This is a genomic window from Phenylobacterium sp. (assembly GCF_016124325.1).
Lineage (GTDB): Bacteria > Pseudomonadota > Alphaproteobacteria > Caulobacterales > Caulobacteraceae > Phenylobacterium.
On the sequence record NZ_WGNY01000040.1, the window covers coordinates 1 to 16,092 of the forward strand.

16 protein-coding genes and 1 pseudogene are annotated in these 16,092 nt (G+C 69.3%); 10 read left to right on the plus strand and 7 right to left on the minus strand.

The window, feature by feature from the left end; all coding sequences use genetic code 11:
• The 4 genes and pseudogenes from GC203_RS20410 to pheT all read left to right on the plus strand — a co-directional run.
• A pseudogene (locus GC203_RS20410) lies at positions 1-69 on the plus strand (50S ribosomal protein L35); the annotation flags it as partial.
• Between the two features lie 13 nt (positions 70-82).
• Positions 83-439 (plus strand): 50S ribosomal protein L20, encoded by a 357-nt coding sequence (rplT, locus tag GC203_RS20415; RefSeq protein WP_293458385.1) that lies wholly within the window; start codon positions 83-85, stop codon positions 437-439.
• Between the two features lie 254 nt (positions 440-693).
• Positions 694-1,806 carry a phenylalanine--tRNA ligase subunit alpha gene (gene pheS / locus GC203_RS20420; RefSeq protein WP_293458387.1) on the plus strand — a complete coding sequence of 371 codons (1,113 nt, stop codon included), beginning with the start codon at positions 694-696 and terminating at the stop codon, positions 1,804-1,806.
• 13 nt (positions 1,807-1,819) lie between these two features.
• Complete coding sequence (gene pheT, locus GC203_RS20425) at positions 1,820-4,189, plus strand: phenylalanine--tRNA ligase subunit beta (protein ID WP_293458388.1); 2,370 nt, start codon at positions 1,820-1,822, stop codon at positions 4,187-4,189.
• Here the strand turns inward: pheT and GC203_RS20430 are convergent.
• Together GC203_RS20430 and GC203_RS20435 are read right to left on the minus strand one after the other, a co-directional pair.
• Positions 4,186-4,614 (minus strand): SRPBCC domain-containing protein, encoded by a 429-nt coding sequence (locus GC203_RS20430; RefSeq protein WP_293458390.1) that lies wholly within the window; start codon positions 4,612-4,614, stop codon positions 4,186-4,188. The two genes, pheT and GC203_RS20430, sit on opposite strands and share 4 nt — an antisense overlap.
• A 17-nt stretch (positions 4,615-4,631) precedes the next feature.
• Positions 4,632-4,949 (minus strand): metalloregulator ArsR/SmtB family transcription factor, encoded by a 318-nt coding sequence (locus GC203_RS20435; RefSeq protein ID WP_293458392.1) that lies wholly within the window; start codon positions 4,947-4,949, stop codon positions 4,632-4,634.
• 84 nt (positions 4,950-5,033) lie between these two features.
• Here GC203_RS20435 and GC203_RS20440 point away from each other — a divergent pair, with 84 nt between their 5' ends.
• Positions 5,034-5,489: a VOC family protein gene (locus GC203_RS20440; protein ID WP_293458393.1), complete on the plus strand. Its 456-nt coding sequence runs from the start codon at positions 5,034-5,036 to the stop codon at positions 5,487-5,489.
• 156 nt (positions 5,490-5,645) lie between these two features.
• On the opposite strand, the gene GC203_RS20445 is transcribed toward GC203_RS20440, so the two are convergent.
• Positions 5,646-6,260 (minus strand): DUF1134 domain-containing protein, encoded by a 615-nt coding sequence (locus GC203_RS20445; RefSeq protein WP_293458395.1) that lies wholly within the window; start codon positions 6,258-6,260, stop codon positions 5,646-5,648.
• A gap of 150 nt (positions 6,261-6,410) precedes the next feature.
• Here GC203_RS20445 and lepA point away from each other — a divergent pair, with 150 nt between their 5' ends.
• Both lepA and GC203_RS20455 read left to right on the plus strand, forming a co-directional pair.
• Positions 6,411-8,216: a translation elongation factor 4 gene (gene lepA / locus GC203_RS20450; RefSeq protein WP_293458396.1), complete on the plus strand. Its 1,806-nt coding sequence runs from the start codon at positions 6,411-6,413 to the stop codon at positions 8,214-8,216.
• Positions 8,217-8,573: 357 nt separating this feature from the next.
• Positions 8,574-8,948: a GIY-YIG nuclease family protein gene (locus tag GC203_RS20455; protein ID WP_293458397.1), complete on the plus strand. Its 375-nt coding sequence runs from the start codon at positions 8,574-8,576 to the stop codon at positions 8,946-8,948.
• A gap of 138 nt (positions 8,949-9,086) precedes the next feature.
• Here the strand turns inward: GC203_RS20455 and GC203_RS20460 are convergent, their stop codons facing one another.
• A complete protein-coding gene (locus GC203_RS20460) occupies positions 9,087-9,857 on the minus strand; it encodes a glucose 1-dehydrogenase (protein ID WP_293458398.1) in 771 nt (256 codons plus the stop codon).
• A gap of 190 nt (positions 9,858-10,047) precedes the next feature.
• On the opposite strand from GC203_RS20460, the gene GC203_RS20465 reads away from it, so the two are divergent.
• Positions 10,048-10,656, plus strand: coding sequence for a response regulator transcription factor (locus GC203_RS20465; protein ID WP_293458399.1), 609 nt, complete (start codon positions 10,048-10,050; stop codon positions 10,654-10,656).
• 12 nt (positions 10,657-10,668) lie between these two features.
• Here GC203_RS20465 and GC203_RS20470 read toward each other — a convergent pair whose 3' ends face one another.
• On the minus strand, positions 10,669-12,462 hold the full coding sequence (locus tag GC203_RS20470) for an ATP-binding protein (RefSeq protein WP_293458400.1): 1,794 nt from the start codon (positions 12,460-12,462) through the stop codon (positions 10,669-10,671).
• Positions 12,463-12,798: 336 nt separating this feature from the next.
• On the opposite strand from GC203_RS20470, the gene GC203_RS20475 reads away from it, so the two are divergent.
• Positions 12,799-13,386: a PEPxxWA-CTERM sorting domain-containing protein gene (locus GC203_RS20475; RefSeq protein WP_293458401.1), complete on the plus strand. Its 588-nt coding sequence runs from the start codon at positions 12,799-12,801 to the stop codon at positions 13,384-13,386.
• A 19-nt stretch (positions 13,387-13,405) separates the two neighbouring features.
• Here GC203_RS20475 and GC203_RS20480 read toward each other — a convergent pair whose 3' ends face one another.
• Complete coding sequence (locus GC203_RS20480) at positions 13,406-13,981, minus strand: hypothetical protein (RefSeq protein WP_293458402.1); 576 nt, start codon at positions 13,979-13,981, stop codon at positions 13,406-13,408.
• Positions 13,982-14,153: 172 nt separating this feature from the next.
• Here GC203_RS20480 and GC203_RS20485 point away from each other — a divergent pair, with 172 nt between their 5' ends.
• Positions 14,154-15,398 (plus strand): cytochrome P450, encoded by a 1,245-nt coding sequence (locus GC203_RS20485; protein ID WP_293458403.1) that lies wholly within the window; start codon positions 14,154-14,156, stop codon positions 15,396-15,398.
• 9 nt (positions 15,399-15,407) lie between these two features.
• Here the strand turns inward: GC203_RS20485 and GC203_RS20490 are convergent, their stop codons facing one another.
• A complete protein-coding gene (locus tag GC203_RS20490; RefSeq protein WP_293458404.1) occupies positions 15,408-16,067 on the minus strand; it encodes a glutathione S-transferase family protein in 660 nt (219 codons plus the stop codon).
• Between the last annotated feature and the right edge of the window lie 25 nt (positions 16,068-16,092).

Sequence of the window (16,092 nt, forward strand, 5' to 3'; positions counted from 1 at the left end):
CGTGGAACCAAGGTGATGAGCGAGGCCGACGCCAAGATCATCAAGACCTGGCTCCCCTACGGCCTCTAAGGAGAACTGACCGATGGCACGCGTGAAACGGGGCGTCGTCGCCCACGCCAAGCACAAGAAGGTTCTCGAGCAGGCCAAGGGCTTCTACGGGCGCCGCAAGAACACCATCCGCACGGCCAAGGCCGCGGTGGACAAGGCCGGCCAGTACGCCTACCGCGACCGCAAGGTCCGCAAGCGCAACTTCCGTTCGCTGTGGATCCAGCGGATCAACGCCGCGGCGCGCCTGGAAGGCTTCACCTATTCCCGATTTATCCACGGCCTTGAGAAGGCCGGGATCGAGATGGACCGCAAGGTCCTCGCGGATATCGCGGGCAACGACCCGACCGGTTTCAAGGCCATCGCCGACAAGGTTCGCGCCGCGCTGGCTTGAGGCCTGGGTCCCGTTCGACCCTGACGCTTTCAAAGAGCCCTCCGGCCGAACCGCCGGAGGGCTTTTTTCATGCGCCGCTCCTCCCCTGCCGCGCAGACGGCGAGGGAGGTGGCCCGAAGGGCCGGAGAGGGCGCTGGGAGCCAACCGGTCGAACGCCCCCTCCACCACTTCGTGGTCCCCCTCCCCCGAAGAGTTTCCCTTCGGGGGAGGAGCGGGTTCCACTCCCAACGAACGTCGTCTAGGACACCGCTCCCATGACCGATCTAACCGCAATGCAGGCCGACCTTTCGGCCCGCGTCACCGCCGCCGCTGATCTGGCCGCGCTCGAAGCGATTCGCGTCGAGGCGCTGGGCAAGCAGGGCTCGATCTCCGAGCTGCTGAAGAGCCTGGGCAAGATGAGCCCGGACGAGCGCCGCGAGCAGGGGCCGAAGATCAACGGCCTGCGCGACGCCGTCGCCGCCGCCGTCGCCGCGCGCAAGGCCGAGCTGGAGGCCGCCGAACTCGACGCCCGGCTGGCCGCCGAACGCGTCGACCTCACCCTGCCCCCGCCGCCCGAGCGCAAGGGCCGCGTCCACCCGACCATGCAGGTGCTGGACGAGATGATCGCCGTCTTCGCCGAGATGGGCTTCGCGCTGGCCGAAGGCCCCGACATCGAGGACGATTTCCACAACTTCACCGCGCTGAACTTCCCGCCCAAGCACCCGGCGCGGGAGATGCACGACACCTTCTGGCTGCCCGAGGACGCCAACGGCGAGCGCAAGCTGCTGCGCACCCACACCAGCCCGGTGCAGGTCCGCGTCATGCAGCAGGGCCAGAACCGGTCGCTGCCCGCCTGGATCGCCCAGGGCCAGGCGCCGCCGATCCGCGTGATCGTGCCGGGCCGCGTCTACCGCTCGGACAGCGACGCCACCCACACGCCCATGTTCCACCAGCTCGAAGGCCTGGTGATCGACCGCAATATCCACATGGGCCACCTGAAGTGGACGCTGGACGCCTTCATCCGCCGCTTCTTCGAGAGCGAGAACGTCGGCACGCGCTTCCGGCCGCACCACTTCCCGTTCACCGAGCCGTCGGCCGAGATGGACGTGCAGTGCGACCGCTCGGGCGGCTCGATCAAGATCGGCGAGGGGACCGACTTCCTGGAGATCCTGGGCGGCGGAATGGTGCACCCCAACGTGCTGAGGAACTGCGGCCTGGACCCCGACGAGTGGCAGGGCTTCGCCTTCGGCCTGGGCGTCGATCGCCTCGGCATGCTGAAGTACGGCGTCCCCGACCTGCGCGACACCTTCGCCGCCGACACCCGCTGGCTGGAGCACTGGGGCTTCTCGGCCTTCCAGGCGCCCAACCCCGCGACCGGCCTGAGCTGAGGGAGAGGATCCAATGAAGTTCACCCTCTCCTGGCTCAAGGAGCACCTCGACACCGCCGCCACGGTCGACCAGATCGTGGACGCCATGACCATGGCCGGCCTGGAAGTCGAAGGCGTCGAGGACCCGGCGGCCAAGCTCGCCAAGTTCACGGTCGCGAAGATCGTGGAGGCCGTGCAGCACCCCAACGCCGACAAGCTGCGGGTCTGCCAGGTCGACACCAAGGACGGCCGGCTGGAAATCGTCTGCGGCGCGCCGAACGCGCGCGCGGGCCTGACCACCATCTACGCCCCCATCGGCGCCTATGTGCCCGGCAGCGGCATCACCCTGGAGGCGCGGCCCGTCCGCGGGGTGGTCTCGAACGGCATGCTCTGCTCGGCCAAGGAACTGGGGGTGGCCGAGGAGTCCGACGGCATCGTCGAGCTGCCCGACAGCCTGGCCGTGGGCGTCAGCGCCGCCGAGGCGTTCGGCCTGGAGGCGGTGATCGACTTCGAGGTCACGCCCAACCGGCCCGACTGGCTGGGCGTGCGCGGCATCGCCCGCGACCTGGCCGCCGCCGGCCTGGGCGTGCTGAAGCCCGACGCGACCAAGCCCGTGGCCGGGGCCTTCCCCTGCCCCATCGAGATCAAGGTGGATGGCTCGGCCTGCCCGGTCTTCGCCGGCCGGCTGATCCGCGGTGTCAAGAACGGCCCCTCGCCCGAATGGCTGCAGCGGCGGCTGGTGTCGGTGGGCCTGCGCCCCATCAACGCCCTCGTGGACGTCACCAACCTCATCTCCTACGACCGGGCCCGGCCCCTGCACGTCTACGACGTGGCCAAGCTGACCGGGACCGTCATCGAGGCCCGGCTGGGCCGCGAGGGCGAAAGCGTCGAGGCGCTGGACGGCAAGACCTATGAGATGACGCCCGAAATCTGCGTCATCGCCGACGGCTCCGGGGCCATCGGCCTGGGCGGTGTGATGGGCGGCGAGTCCACGGGCTGCTCCGAGGCCACCGTCGACGTCTTCGTCGAGAGCGCCTGGTTCGACCCGATCCGCACGGCCCAGACCGGCCGGACCACCGGCATCGTCTCCGACGCCCAGTACCGGTTCGCCCGCACGGTCGATCCGCAGTCGTGCGTCCCGGGCCTCGAACTGGCCACCCGGCTCATCCTGGAGATGTGCGGCGGCGAGACCTCGGAGGTGCGCGTCGCCGGCGAGGCCCCGGCCGCGCCCGGGCCGATCGTGTTCGACCGCAGCTATGTCCGCAAGCTTGCCGGGCTGGAGGTGGCCGCCCACCGGGTCGACCAGATCCTGGCCACCCTGGGCTTCACCGGCAGCGGCAACCAGGTGATCCCGCCCACCTGGCGGCGCGACGTGGAAGGCAAGGCCGACCTCGTCGAAGAGATCGCCCGCATCGTCGGCTACGACAAACTGCCGGCCGAGCCCCTGCCCGAGATGGCGCGCCCCCCCGGCGGCGTGCTGACGCTGCGCCAGCGCCGGATGCGCGACGCGCGGCGAACCATGGCCGCGCGCGGCTATTCCGAGGCGGTGACCTGGAGCTTCACGGCGCGGGCCAAGGCCGAGCTGTTCGGCGGCGGCGACGCGGCGTTGAGCCTCGCCAACCCGATCGCCTCCGAGCTCGACACCATGCGGCCCTCGGCGCTGCCCAACCTCGTCGAGGCGGCGGCGCGCAACGCCAACAAGGGCTTCGACGACGCGGCCCTGTTCGAGGTGGGGCCGAACTTCCGCGGCGACCAGCCGGCCGACCAATGGACGGCGGTGACCGCCCTGGTGGCGCCGCACCTGCCCAAGCACTGGGGCGGGGGCGCGGGCGATCCGCTGTTCCAGCTCAAGGCCGACCTGCTGGCGCTGCTGGACGAGCTGGGCGCCCCCGCGCTGCAGGTCGTGCAGGGCCAGGCCTCGACCTGGTGGCATCCCGGCCGCTCGGCGCGCCTGCAGCTCGGCCCCAAGCTGGTGATCGCCGAGTTCGGCGAGCTGCACCCGCGCATCCTGAAGGCGCTGGACGCCGAGGGCCCGATGCTGGCCTTCGAGATCGACCTCGACGCGATCCCCGAGCCCAAGAAGAAGGGCCTGAAGACCAAGGCCGCGCTGGAGCTGTCGCCGCTGATGCCGCTGCGCCGCGATTTCGCGTTTCTGGTGGGCGCCGAGACGCCGGCCGGCGACCTGATCCGTCCCATCCTCGGCGCCGACAAGGCGCTGATCGCCCAGGCGCGCATCTTCGACGTCTACCAGGGCGCCGGCGTGCCGGAGGGGATGAAGTCGGTGGCCGTGGAGGTGCTGGTCCAGCCCCGCGAGAAGACCCTGACCGAGGCCGAGATCGAGGGGCTGAGCGGCCGCATCGTGGCCGCAGCCGAGAAGGCCGTGGGCGCGAAGCTGCGCGGCTAGCCCGCCGCGCCCGCCACGCGCTCCAACCCGGCGACGATGCGCGGCCAGCCGCCGCCCATGCCGCGGTAGCCGCCTTCGTCCTGGGGCCGGAAGCCCGCGTGCTCCATGCGCACGTGCGTGCCGCCCTCGACGGGGGTGAGCGTCCAGGTGACGACGGTCCTGAGCCCGCTGTCGGACTCGGTTCCGTCGCCCCAGGCGTAGACGAGCCGCTTCGGCTCATCGACCTCCAGCACCTCGCAGTTGGTCACGCCGCTCCAGCCGGGCACGGGCGTGGCGCGGAATTGGAACCTGTGGCCGACGACCGGCTGGAAGTCGTTCTGCATCAGCCATTCCGCGATGAGCGGCGACTGGGTCAGCGCGCGCCACACCTTGGCCGGCGGGTGCGGCATGGTGCGTTCGACGACGATGCTCTTGGTGTCGGTCATGGCGGGGTTTCCGGCGTCTACTGGTCCATGCGGGCGAGGAGGTCTTCCAGGGCGTCGAACCGCTCGGCCCAAAAGCGGCCGTAGAGCCCCATCCAGTCGACGAGCGGGCGCAGGCCCTCGGGGCGGGCGCGGTAGAGCACCGTGCGGCCCTGGCGCGTCTCGCCGACCAGTCCGGCCAGGCGCAACGCCTTGAGATGCTGCGAGACCGCCGGCTGCGAGACCCCTGTCCCCGCGGTCAGCGCGCCCACGCTGAGCTCGCCCTCCCGCGTCAGCCGCTCGAACAGGCCGCGGCGGGTTCCGTCGGCCAGGGTGCGGAAGAGGTCGGCGGGCTCCATGGCCAATCCATAAGCGAACGCTTATTCATAAGTCAACGCTTATGTGTTGACTGCCGCTAGGGGCGCCGCGCCAGGCTGCCGGTCATGGAGATCAACGGCGTCGCGCACACCTTCATCACCGCGGGCGACTTCGAGAAGAGCGTCGCCTTCTATCGCCAGCTGCTGCCGTTCCTCGGCCTGCGCGAGGTGGCCGACAGCCCGGACACCTACTACTGCGTGGGCGGCCGCACCGGCTTTGGCATCCGCCGGCCGGCGCCCGAGCATGCGGGCGTGAAATACGCACAGTTCCGGCCGGGAAGCCTGCACCACCAGTGCTGGCGCGTGCGCGACCGCGCCGAGGTGGAGGCGGTGCACGACTTCCTCGTCTCGATCGGCGCGACCATCGTCCACGGGCCGCAGGAGGACGGCTTCGCGCCGGGCTACTACTCGGTGCTGTTCGAGGATCCCGACGGCATTCGTCTGGAGGTCAACCACGTGCCCGGCCGCGGCCTGTTCGACACGGCGACGGGCCGTGTCGGGGCCGACCTCGACCCGCGGTGACCCCTCGCTCCTCCCCTGTCGCGAAGACGACGGGGGAGGTGGATCGCCGCCCTGCGGCGAGACGGAGGGGGGGTCTTGCGGCGCCGGCGTTCGCGCCCCCTCCACCGCGTTCCGCGGTCCCCCTCCCCCGCGAGCGGGGGAGGAGCATGAAGCCCCTCAGAACGGGAACGCGTGGCGCTCGCGCGAATAGCTCAGATAGCCGATGTTGGCGCCCAGCCGCAGGCCCACGCCCGCGCGGATCGGCGCCAGGGTGACGCCGCCGGCGCGCTGGTAGTTCACGCCCAGGCCGCCCACGAGGTAGGCCGAGCCCTCGACGCCCGGGAAGCGCTGGAAGATCGCCTCGGGAACCTGAAGGTCGTAGCAGAGGGTGAAGACGCGGCTGGCGTTACCGCCCCAGTCGAAGCCGGCCGAGGGGCCCTGCCAGTAGACCTCCATCGGCGGGCGGTCCTTCATGTACATCAGGCCGCGGCCGTAGCGCAGGCCGAGGATGAACGAGCCCGAGCCCTCCTCCCCGGCGATATAGGCCGTGGGCCGGCCGTTCTTGGCGAACAGCTTCTCGACCGCCCCGCCCGCCGTCTCGGCGGTCACGCCGAGGAAGTCGGAGACGCCCTGGACGATCTCGTCCTGGCTGTAGGTCGACGGGCCATCGGTGCGGTAGGCCGGATCGGTGTTGGGCCGGGCCGGCGCCTGCGGCGGCGAGCCCTGAGCGTGGGCGAGCTGCGGCGCGCCCAGCGCGACGAGCCCCGAAACGATCAGCTTGCGACGGTCCATGGGCGCTTTCCTGCCTCCGAATTCCCGCGATTCAACCCGCCCGGACGCCTGGATGACCGGCGCCGCCTTAACGGCCGATTAACCACGAAAAGGGGGGCGACAAGAGGGCGGCCTATGCGGGACCCGCGGATGTGCTAGAGGGGCGCGGCAATGACCACGCCTCTCGACAAGATCCGCAACTTCTCGATCGTCGCCCACATCGACCACGGCAAGTCCACGCTCTCGGACCGGCTCATCCAGGAGACGGGCGGCCTGACCGCGCGCGAGATGAGCGAGCAAGTGCTGGACAACATGGAGATCGAGCGCGAGCGCGGGATCACCATCAAGGCCCAGACCGTGCGGCTCGACTACAAGGCCGACGACGGCGAGACCTATGTCCTCAACCTGATGGACACGCCCGGCCACGTGGACTTCGCCTACGAGGTCAGCCGCTCCCTGGCCGCCTGCGAGGGCTCGATCCTGGTGGTGGACGCCAGCCAGGGCGTCGAGGCCCAGACGCTCGCCAACGTCTACCAGGCCATCGACAACAACCACGAGATCGTGCCGGTCCTGAACAAGATCGACCTGCCCGCCGCCGAGCCCGAGCGCGTGCGCCAGCAGATCGAGGACGTGATCGGCCTGGACGCCTCGGACGCCGTGGAGTGCTCGGCGAAGAGCGGCGTCGGCATCCATGATGTGCTGGAGGCCATCGTCCATCGCCTGCCGCCGCCCAAGGGTGATGCGAACGCCCCCCTGAAGGCGCTGCTGGTCGACGCCTGGTACGATCAGTACCTGGGCGTGGTGGTGCTGGTGCGCGTCTTCGACGGGACCCTGAAGGTGGGTCAGAAGGTCAAGATGATGCAGACCGGCGCCCAGTATCAGATCGACCGGCTGGGCGTGTTCCGCCCCAAGCAGACCGAGGTGGCCGAGCTGGGGCCCGGCGAGGTGGGCTTCATCACGGCCTCGATCAAGGAGGTCGCCCACGCCGCCGTCGGCGACACCATCACCGACGAGAGGAAGCCCACCGACAAGCCGCTGCCCGGCTTCCGCGAGGTGCAGCCGGTGGTGTTCTGCGGCCTGTTCCCCGTGGACGCCGCCGACTTCGAGGACCTGCGCGCCGCCATCGGCCGCCTGCGCCTGAACGACGCCAGCTTCTCCTACGAGATGGAAACGAGCGCCGCGCTCGGCTTCGGCTTCCGCTGCGGGTTCTTAGGGTTGCTGCACCTGGAGATCATCCAGGAGCGCCTGAGCCGCGAGTTCGACCTGGACCTGATCGCGACGGCCCCCTCGGTGGTCTACCGCGTGAAGCTGACCAACGGCGACGAGATCGAGCTGCACAATCCCGCCGACCTGCCCGACCCGGTGAAGATCGACACCATCGCCGAGCCCTGGATCAAGGCCACCATCTTCACGCCCGACGAGTACCTGGGCGCGATCATCAAGCTGTGCCAGGACCGCCGTGGCCAGCAGCGCGAGCTGAGCTATGTCGGCTCCCGCGCCATGGTGGTCTACGACCTGCCGCTGAACGAGGTGGTGTTCGACTTCTACGACCGCCTGAAGTCGATCTCGAAGGGCTACGCCAGCTTCGACTACTCGATCGAGGAGTACCGGGTCGGCGACCTCGTGAAGATGTCGATCCTGGTCAATTCCGAGCCGGTCGACGCCCTCTCCATGCTGGTCCACCGCGACCGCGCCGAGGCGCGCGGCCGGGGCATGGTGGAGAAGATGAAGGAGCTGATCCCGCCGCACATGTTCCAGATCCCGATCCAGGCCGCCATCGGGGGCAGGATCATCGCGAGAGAAACCGTGCGGGCGCTGCGCAAGGACGTAACGGCCAAGTGCTACGGCGGCGACATCACGCGGAAGCGCAAACTCCTCGACAAGCAGAAGGAGGGCAAGAAGCGCATGCGCCAGTTCGGCAAGGTGGAGATCCCGCAGGAAGCGTTTATCGCCGCGCTTAAGATGGACGCGGATTGAATGGATGAGCGGCTCGCTGAGGCTTGGCGGGAAGCTGCAAGTGATCTCGAGATTGAGGTCAAATCTCCCTACGCCGTCGAGATTGATGGTGACGCCATCGCATGTGAGGTGTTCCTACCGGCCTTTGGGGCGTCATCTGGCGCCCTCATCGTAAGTCCCAACACGGAGCGCAAGATCCGGTCGGTGGCGAGGAAGCGCGGTCTCTGGGTGGCGGTAGTTCCGACCCGTGCTGGCGGCCGCAAGTATGATCGGCGGCGGTTCGTCGACACGTTGCGAGATTTCCAGTGGTTCGGGCCAGCTTCACATAGGCCCGTTTGGATGGACTGAAGCGCAACGCAATTTCAAAGCCTCGTGTTCATGGATCGCCCGGACAAGCCGGGCGATGACGTGGTGGGGGTGGCGATGAACGCGGTCTACATCATGGCCAGCGGCAAGCACGGCACGCTGTACATCGGCGTCACGAGCGATCTGCTCGGGCGGGTCAGCCAGCATCGCGAAGGGCTAATCGGGGGCTTCACCAAGCGCCATGGCGTGAAGCGGCTCGTGTGGTTCGAGCTTCACGACGATATCCTCACTGCGATCCATCACGAAAAGCGGCTGAAAAAGTACAAGCGCGAGTGGAAGATCAATCTGATCGAGCGCGACAATCCGAACTGGGACGATCTCTTTCCGCAGTTCTTCCACGCCGAAGGTCCGCTTGCTCACCTTAGTCGACCGCCACGCTCCCTCTAGGCGTCATGGCCCGGCTTGTCCGGGCCATCCATGAACGCGGGAAAGCGGAGTTGATAGCGAGGAGACCGCCTACTCCAATCGGAACCACTCGTGTTCATGGATCGCCCGGACGTGCCGGGCGATGACGCGCTGATCGCCTCAAGCCGCCGTATAGCCCCCGTCCACGACCATCTCGGCGCCGGTCATGAAGCTCGACTCGTCGGAGGCCAGGAAGACGATGGCGTCGGCGATCTCGCGGGGAACGCCCAGACGCCCCATGGCGTGGCGCGAGACGATGTTGTCGCGCATCTCGTTTTCGTTCTCCGAGCGGCGGAAGGTGTTCAGCACCATCGGCGTCTCGATGAAGCCCGGGTGGACCGAGTTCACCCGCACGCCCAGGGGCGCCAGCTCCAGCGCCACGGCCTTGGTCAGCATCAGCACGCCGCCCTTGGACGCGCAGTAGGCCGCCGTGCCCGGCATGCCCACCTTCCCGAGGATCGAGGACAGGTTGATGATCGAACCACGTCCGGCCGCGGCCATGGTCGGCGCCACCGCCTTCACGCCCAGGAAGGTGCCTTCCAGGTTGATGCCGATGGTGCGCCGCCAGGCGTCCAGCGTCGCCTCCAGGATCGGCTGGCCGCCTTCGCCGATGCCGGCGGAGTTGACCAGCACGTCCAGACGGCCGAACCGCTGCAGCGTGGTGTCGACCACCTCGGTCCAGCGGGCCTCCTCGGTGACGTCCTGGGCCATGAACGCCGCGCGTCCGCCGGCCGCGACGATCTCGTCGGCCACGGCCCGGCCGGCCTCTTCGGCGAGGTCGGTGACCACCACCGCGGCGCCTTCCCGCGCCAACCGCCGCGCGCTCTCCGCGCCCAGGCCCGAGGCCCCGCCCGTGACCACCGCGACCTTGCCGTCCACCCGTCCCGCCATGCGTTCCTCCCGCGCCTGCGCCCCGCAGGCTATCGGCCCGGCCGTCGCGTCAGGCTAGCGCGCGACTTCGGGAATGAGGGGCGCAGCACTAGCTTCACCGGCGTATATTATCGCCTCACAGTTGAGCCGACTTGGCCTGGCCGCCTCGTTCCCTACCATGGCCGGGCGCAACCGCCCGTCGGAGGGAATGGTGAAGCTTCTCGTCGTCGATGACCATGCGATGGTGCGGACAGGGATCTCGGTGCTGCTGCAGCTCGCCGAGCCCGGAGCCGAGGTGCTGGAGGCGGGCGGCAGCGCCGAGGCGCTGGAGATCGTCCGCAGCGACGATGAGCTCGACGCGGTCTTCCTGGATCTCGCCATGCCCGGCATGGACGGCCTGACCGCGCTGCGCGCGATCAGCGATGCGCAGCCGGGCCTTCCGGTGATCGTCCTGACGGCCTCGGAAGACCCGGAGTCGGCGCACCAGGCCTTCGCCGCCGGCGCGCTGGGCTATGTTCCGAAATCGGCGACCTCGGACACGCTGCTGGCCGCGCTGCGGCTGGTGCTGCAGGGCGAGATCTTCGTGCCGTCGCTGATGGTGCGCGCGCGGGCGCCGCGCAACGAGACCTCGGCGCTGACGGCGCGCCAGCGCGAGCTGCTGCGCCATCTGGACGAGGGTCTTTCGAACAAGGCCGCAGCCCAGCGCATGGGAATCTCGGAAAAGACCGTGAAGGGCCATGTGACCGGGCTGCTCAGGGCCCTGGCGGCGGGAGATCGCGGCGACGCGGTGCGCGCCGCTCGCGTCATCGGCATCCTCTAGGAGGCGCTCGGCCTAGCGGCCGCTTCCCGCCGGCAGGCCCGCCATCTTCTCCTGGGCCTGGCGGATCAGGTTTCCGACCATGGCGCGCAGCCTTCCCGGGGCCACGGGCTTGTGCAGGAGGGCGAAGCCCGTCCGGTCCGCGTCCTGCAGGCGCGACGGCGCCGTGTCGCCGGTGATGAGCAGGGCCGGCACGTCCCGCCCGAACAGGGCTCGGACGCGATCGATCACCTCGACGGCCGTCTCGTCGCCCCGCAGTCGCCAGTCACAGATCACCAGGTCCGGCGGGCGGCTCGGATCGATCCGCGCGACCAGCTCGTCGCCCGACCCCGCGACGACCGGCTCGTACCCCCAGGCGCCCAGCAGTTCGGCCGTGCCCTGCAGCACGGCCGGCTCGTCGTCGACGACGAACACGAGGCCCCGCGGCGCGACCTGTGGCGGGTCGGCCGATCCGGGCGGGATCGACTCGAGCCGGGCCGCCGGTATGGCGATGCGGAACGTCGAGCCGCGCCCGACGACGGAAACGAGGTCGAGCGGGCAGCCGAGCAGGTTGGCGAGCCGCCGCGTGATCGCGAGGCCGAGCCCCAGGCCGCGTGTCCGGTCCCGTTCCGGATTGGTGAGCTGGACGTATTCCTCGAAGACCTTCTCCTGGTCCTCCGGCGCGATCCCGGGGCCCGTGTCGCGCACCTCGATCACGACGACCTCGCCGCGCCGGCGACAGCCCACCAGCACGCGCCCTTCGGCGGTGTGGCGGATCGCGTTGGAGACGAGGTTGCGGACCATGCGCTGGAGGAGGACCGGGTCCGTCCTCACCGCCGCGGAGGTCGCGACGCGGCGCAGGACCACGGGCTTGCCCTGCAGGTCGGCCGCCTCCTCGCGGCAGATCCGGTCGAGCAACGGCTCGAGGGCGAAAGCCTCCTCGTGGGGCCGCACGACGCCGGCGTCGAGCTGCGACAGGTCGAGGAGGCCGTCGAAGAGGCCGGTCATGGCGTCGATGTTCTCGCCGACCTGGTCCGTCAGCCGGCGCGCGGCGGGCGACATGCGTTCTCGGCGGAGCGCGCCGACGAACAGGCCCAGCGCGTGGATCGGCTGGCGCAGGTCGTGGCTGGCGGCCGCGAGGAACCGGCTCTTGGCCACATTGGCCTGCTCGGCCCGCTCCTTCTGGCGCTTCAGATCCTCGACCAGGTCCATGTTCTCGAACCGCAGGCGCAGCGCTTCGGCGAGCGTGTGGCTCTGGCGCCATCCCAGCCATCCGATGGTGAGCACCAGAACGGCCGACAGCAGCGACATCGCCCAATAGCGGGGAAGGCCATAGATCATCCCGAGCGCGGCGATGGGCAGGCCGGCCGGGATCAACAGGGCGTAGAAGGCCGGAACGTAGCTGCCAAGCGACGAGACCGAGCTGGCCGCGGCGCAGGCGATCACCATGGTCACCCACAGCTGCTGCTCGATGGCGAAGGGCGCGGGCAGGAAGAGCGTGCCGAGCCCCCAGCGGACGCCTTCGACGAAGCTCGCGATCACGAACCAGCGCGCCCATCGCGGCCACGCCGCTTCGGCGGGACGCGCCCGACGATATCGGCCCCAGAGCATGAGCTGCCAGGCGGCGCTGGCGCCGGTGACCGCGATGTAGCCCCATACCCACGGCGCGCGCTCAGGGGCGATGTACAGCAGCACCCAGCAGAGAACGGCCACGCCGAACAGGGCGCCGGCCACGCCCACCGGCGTATTGTCGTAGAGCCCGCGGATCAGTTCCGCCTGCTCGCGGTCGCTGGGGCGGACCCCGCGTGGCGGCGATTGTAAGCCAGTCATGACACGCGGCGCCTGCACCCTCCGCGGTTCAGCTTCGCACAGACCTCCGATCCGCGACAGGCAGTCTCGGGAGGTCCCGAGACCAGTCCCGGGACTTTTCGACTGGATTTCGAGACCAGGTCGCGAATGAAACCGAGTCCTCGTCGGGACTTGCGGCCCAGTTATCGCCCACGGCTTAATTGGCAAGTTGCTACAGTCTGCTCGGCGAATTTCGGCGCGCGGCAAGCATCAGGTGTAGAGCGAGTACTCAGCCAAGTCGTTTCAAAGCCAAGAACGCAGATCGATTTCTTTTCGCTTGAGGCTCGCATCGTGGGTTGGGTTCTAAGGAGACCACAGATGCTGAAACACTTTGGCGCCGCCGCACTCGCCGCGGGCCTCGCCATGTCGGCCGGACAGGCCGGCGCGGTGACCATCACCAAGATCGTCGACTTCTCGGCGACCGGCTTCACCGGCGCTCCGGGCGTGACGCCGACGGATCCCGTGACCGGATCGTTCCTGATCACGCTCGACACGACGCAGGACTACACCAACGACACGGCCGACATTCAGCTGCTGTCCCTGAATATCGACCTTGGGTCCACGCTATCGTTCAACTACAGCACGACCGGCGCATATGCCGGCTGGCTATACGTCGGCGGCCTGCAGCTCGGCCCGGACTTCGTGCAGTTCTTCAGCAACGACTTCTATCTGCAGCTGGCCGACTTCGGGACCTCTCCGTCGTTCAACCAGCTCGGATATACCAAGGCCAACGGGGACTATTACTACACGACAAGCCCGACCAGCGGCTCGGTAACCCTCACCGACCCGGTGCCGGAACCGGCCGCCTGGGCGCTGATGCTGCTGGGCTTCGGTGGCCTGGGGTCCGCCCTGCGCCGGAGCCGGCGCGTCCGCCCGTCCGACCAGGCGCTCCTCCGGCCGCTCTAACCCTGGAACAACCGGCGGGTCAGGGGCGGGTGTAGGGGTCGTTCGGCCCGCCGATGCGCTCCAGGACGACGCGGCCGTAGTCGGGGCGCGTCCACACCATGTGACCATCGGCGTCGAGCGCGCGGCGCACCTCGACGCCCGGCATCCCCTTGGGGCGCAGGATGAACGCGCCGTCTTCGTAGGTGGCGATGGCCACGATGGGCGTCTTGTAGTCGCGCACCGAGACGTCGTGGACGGCGTTGGCCTCGGTGCCGTCGGCGCGGGCGTCGGCGATCGTCCCGCCGCCCATGTCGACGATGCGGTCGCCGCACTGCTCGATGCGTTCGACGTAGTTTTCGAGATGCGCGCCGGGCGCGGGCGCCCCGCCGTTCAGGTCGATCAGCCGCCAGATTCCGCGCAGATCGGGCGCGCCGGGCGCCAGCGGCTCGGCGCAGGCGGCCAGGACGGGCGCGGGAAAGGTGTGGCCGTATCCGCCCGGCGGCGTGTGGGCGACGGGAATGTCGCCGGCCATGAGCTTCGGCTCCCCGGCGAGGGCCGCCGACGACGCAGCCACGGCCGCAAGGATCGCGACGGTCGGTCCGATGCGTCCAGACATCTCGTCCCCCCTTCCCGTTGCGCGCCTCTGGCGGGCGCGACCTGGAGGCATAGTGCGCCGGTTTCCGGGGGCTGCAAGCCGGAACGCCGCGGCGCGCCTGACGGCTTGCATCCGTGCGTCCCGGGTCTAGGGTTCTCGCCAAAGATAACAACGATCACCCTGGGAGGCTCGAATGGACGGCAATGCGGCGGTGACGCCTGGGTCCGAGGTCTGGTCGCTGCCGCTGGAGGGCCTCGACCCCAGCCGGGCCGAGCTGTTCCAGACCGGCGCGCAGCACGAATGGTTCCGCCGGCTGCGCAAGGAGGCGCCGGTCCACTACACGCCCGACAGCATGTTCGGGCCGTACTGGTCGATCACCCGCTTCGAAGACGTGATGGCCGTCGACACCAACCACGAGGCCTTCTCGTCCAACCGCGACATCGTGATCGGCGACAATCCCGAGGGCTTCGCCCCGCCGATGTTCATCGCCATGGACCCGCCGCGGCACGACCAGCAGCGCAAGGTGGTCTCACCCGCCGTGGCCCCGCGCCGGCTGGCCGACCTGGAGCTGCTGATCCGCGAACGGGTGGGCAGGATCCTCGACGAACTGCCGGTGGGCGAGACCTTCAACTGGGTGGACCGCGTCTCGATCGAACTCACCACCCAGATGCTGGCCACCCTGTTCGACTTCCCGTGGGAGGACCGCCGGCTGCTGCCCTATTGGTCGGACGTGACCACCACCTCGGAGACGGTGGGCGTCGAGGTCGACATGGCCGAGCGCGAGCGGATCCTGGGCGAGTGCCTGGCCTATTTCACCCGGCTCTGGCGCGAACGGGCCGCCGCCCCGCCGCAGTTCGACTTCATCTCTCTGCTCGCCCACGCGCCCGAGACCCGGGGCATGGTCGACGACCCCATGGAGTTCCTGGGCAACCTGATGCTGCTGATCGTGGGCGGCAACGACACCACGCGGAACTCCATCAGCGGGGGCGTGCTGGCGCTCAACCGCTATCCGGCCGAGTACGAGAAGCTGAAGGCCAATCCGGCGCTGATCGAGACCATGGTGCCCGAGATCATCCGCTGGCAGACGCCGCTGGCCCACATGCGCCGCACGGCCACGCGCGACGTGGAGTTCGGCGGCCAGACCATCAAGAAGGGTGACCGGGTGGTGATGTGGTACGTCTCGGCCAACCGCGACGAGACGGTGATCGAGAACCCCGACGCCTTCATCATCGACCGGCCGCGGCCCCGCCATCACATGTCGTTCGGCTTCGGCATCCACCGCTGCATGGGCAACCGCGTGGCCGAGTTGCAGCTCAAGATCCTCTGGGAGGAGATCCTGAAGCGCTTCCGCCACGTGGAGGTGGTCGGCGAGCCGGTGCGGGTGCTGTCGAACTTCGTGCAGGGCTATTCCGAGCTGCCGGTCCGCCTGCGCGCCTGACGGCGAACTTCAGTCCCGGTCGGGCGCGCCCAACGGGAAGTACGACCGGAACGGCCGCGCCTCGTCGACGGCCCGCGCGAACGACGGACGCGCCAGCAGGCGCGCGCGGTAGGCCCTGAGCGCCGGATAGGTCTCGGGGATCCGGTAAGTCCAGTCGGCGTAGAACAGCGACGGCGCCGCGGCGCAGTCGGCCAGGGTGAAGTCCTCGCCGGCGGCCCAGGTGCGCCTCGCCAGATGTCCGTCCAGCCAGGCGTAGATGCGCTCCAGGCGCTCCGTGGCGAGGGCGAGGCCCTCCTCGCTCGTCATCGGGATGCGGCCCAGCTTGCTGTCGACCGCCAACTGCACGGCATCCATCACATAGAGGTCGAAGACGCGGTCGAGAAAACGCACGTCGAGGGCGGCCATCGGATCGGCCGGCAACAAGGGCGCCGGACCCGGATGGGCGAGCTGCAGATATTCGATGATGACGCTGGCCTCGGCGAACTGGCGCTCACCGTCCACCAGCAGCGGGAACTTGGCGATCGGCCAGCGCGTCAGCCAGTCCTCGGTGTGCTGCGGCGTGTCGGGCGCGATGCCGCGGAATTCGAAGGCCGTTCCGTTCTCGTAGAGCGCGATCAGCGCCTTCTGCGTATAGGACGAGAAGGGGTGGCCATAGAGCGCGAGCGACATCGGGGAGCCTTTCGTTTCCTGGGGG

What these genes read in the sequence shown, in the direction of transcription:
- rplT (WP_293458385.1), top strand. Translation starts at nt 83, where the DNA reads ATGGCACGCGTGAAACGGGGCGTCGTCGCCCACGCCAAGCACAAGAAG.
- pheS (WP_293458387.1), top strand. Translation starts at nt 694, where the DNA reads ATGACCGATCTAACCGCAATGCAGGCCGACCTTTCGGCCCGCGTCACC.
- pheT (WP_293458388.1), top strand. Translation starts at nt 1,820, where the DNA reads ATGAAGTTCACCCTCTCCTGGCTCAAGGAGCACCTCGACACCGCCGCC.
- GC203_RS20430 (WP_293458390.1), bottom strand. Translation starts at nt 4,614, where the DNA reads ATGACCGACACCAAGAGCATCGTCGTCGAACGCACCATGCCGCACCCG.
- GC203_RS20435 (WP_293458392.1), bottom strand. Translation starts at nt 4,949, where the DNA reads ATGGAGCCCGCCGACCTCTTCCGCACCCTGGCCGACGGAACCCGCCGC.
- GC203_RS20440 (WP_293458393.1), top strand. Translation starts at nt 5,034, where the DNA reads ATGGAGATCAACGGCGTCGCGCACACCTTCATCACCGCGGGCGACTTC.
- GC203_RS20445 (WP_293458395.1), bottom strand. Translation starts at nt 6,260, where the DNA reads ATGGACCGTCGCAAGCTGATCGTTTCGGGGCTCGTCGCGCTGGGCGCG.
- lepA (WP_293458396.1), top strand. Translation starts at nt 6,411, where the DNA reads ATGACCACGCCTCTCGACAAGATCCGCAACTTCTCGATCGTCGCCCAC.
- GC203_RS20455 (WP_293458397.1), top strand. Translation starts at nt 8,574, where the DNA reads ATGGATCGCCCGGACAAGCCGGGCGATGACGTGGTGGGGGTGGCGATG.
- GC203_RS20460 (WP_293458398.1), bottom strand. Translation starts at nt 9,857, where the DNA reads ATGGCGGGACGGGTGGACGGCAAGGTCGCGGTGGTCACGGGCGGGGCC.
- GC203_RS20470 (WP_293458400.1), bottom strand. Translation starts at nt 12,462, where the DNA reads ATGACTGGCTTACAATCGCCGCCACGCGGGGTCCGCCCCAGCGACCGC.
- GC203_RS20475 (WP_293458401.1), top strand. Translation starts at nt 12,799, where the DNA reads ATGCTGAAACACTTTGGCGCCGCCGCACTCGCCGCGGGCCTCGCCATG.
- GC203_RS20480 (WP_293458402.1), bottom strand. Translation starts at nt 13,981, where the DNA reads ATGTCTGGACGCATCGGACCGACCGTCGCGATCCTTGCGGCCGTGGCT.
- GC203_RS20485 (WP_293458403.1), top strand. Translation starts at nt 14,154, where the DNA reads ATGGACGGCAATGCGGCGGTGACGCCTGGGTCCGAGGTCTGGTCGCTG.
- GC203_RS20490 (WP_293458404.1), bottom strand. Translation starts at nt 16,067, where the DNA reads ATGTCGCTCGCGCTCTATGGCCACCCCTTCTCGTCCTATACGCAGAAG.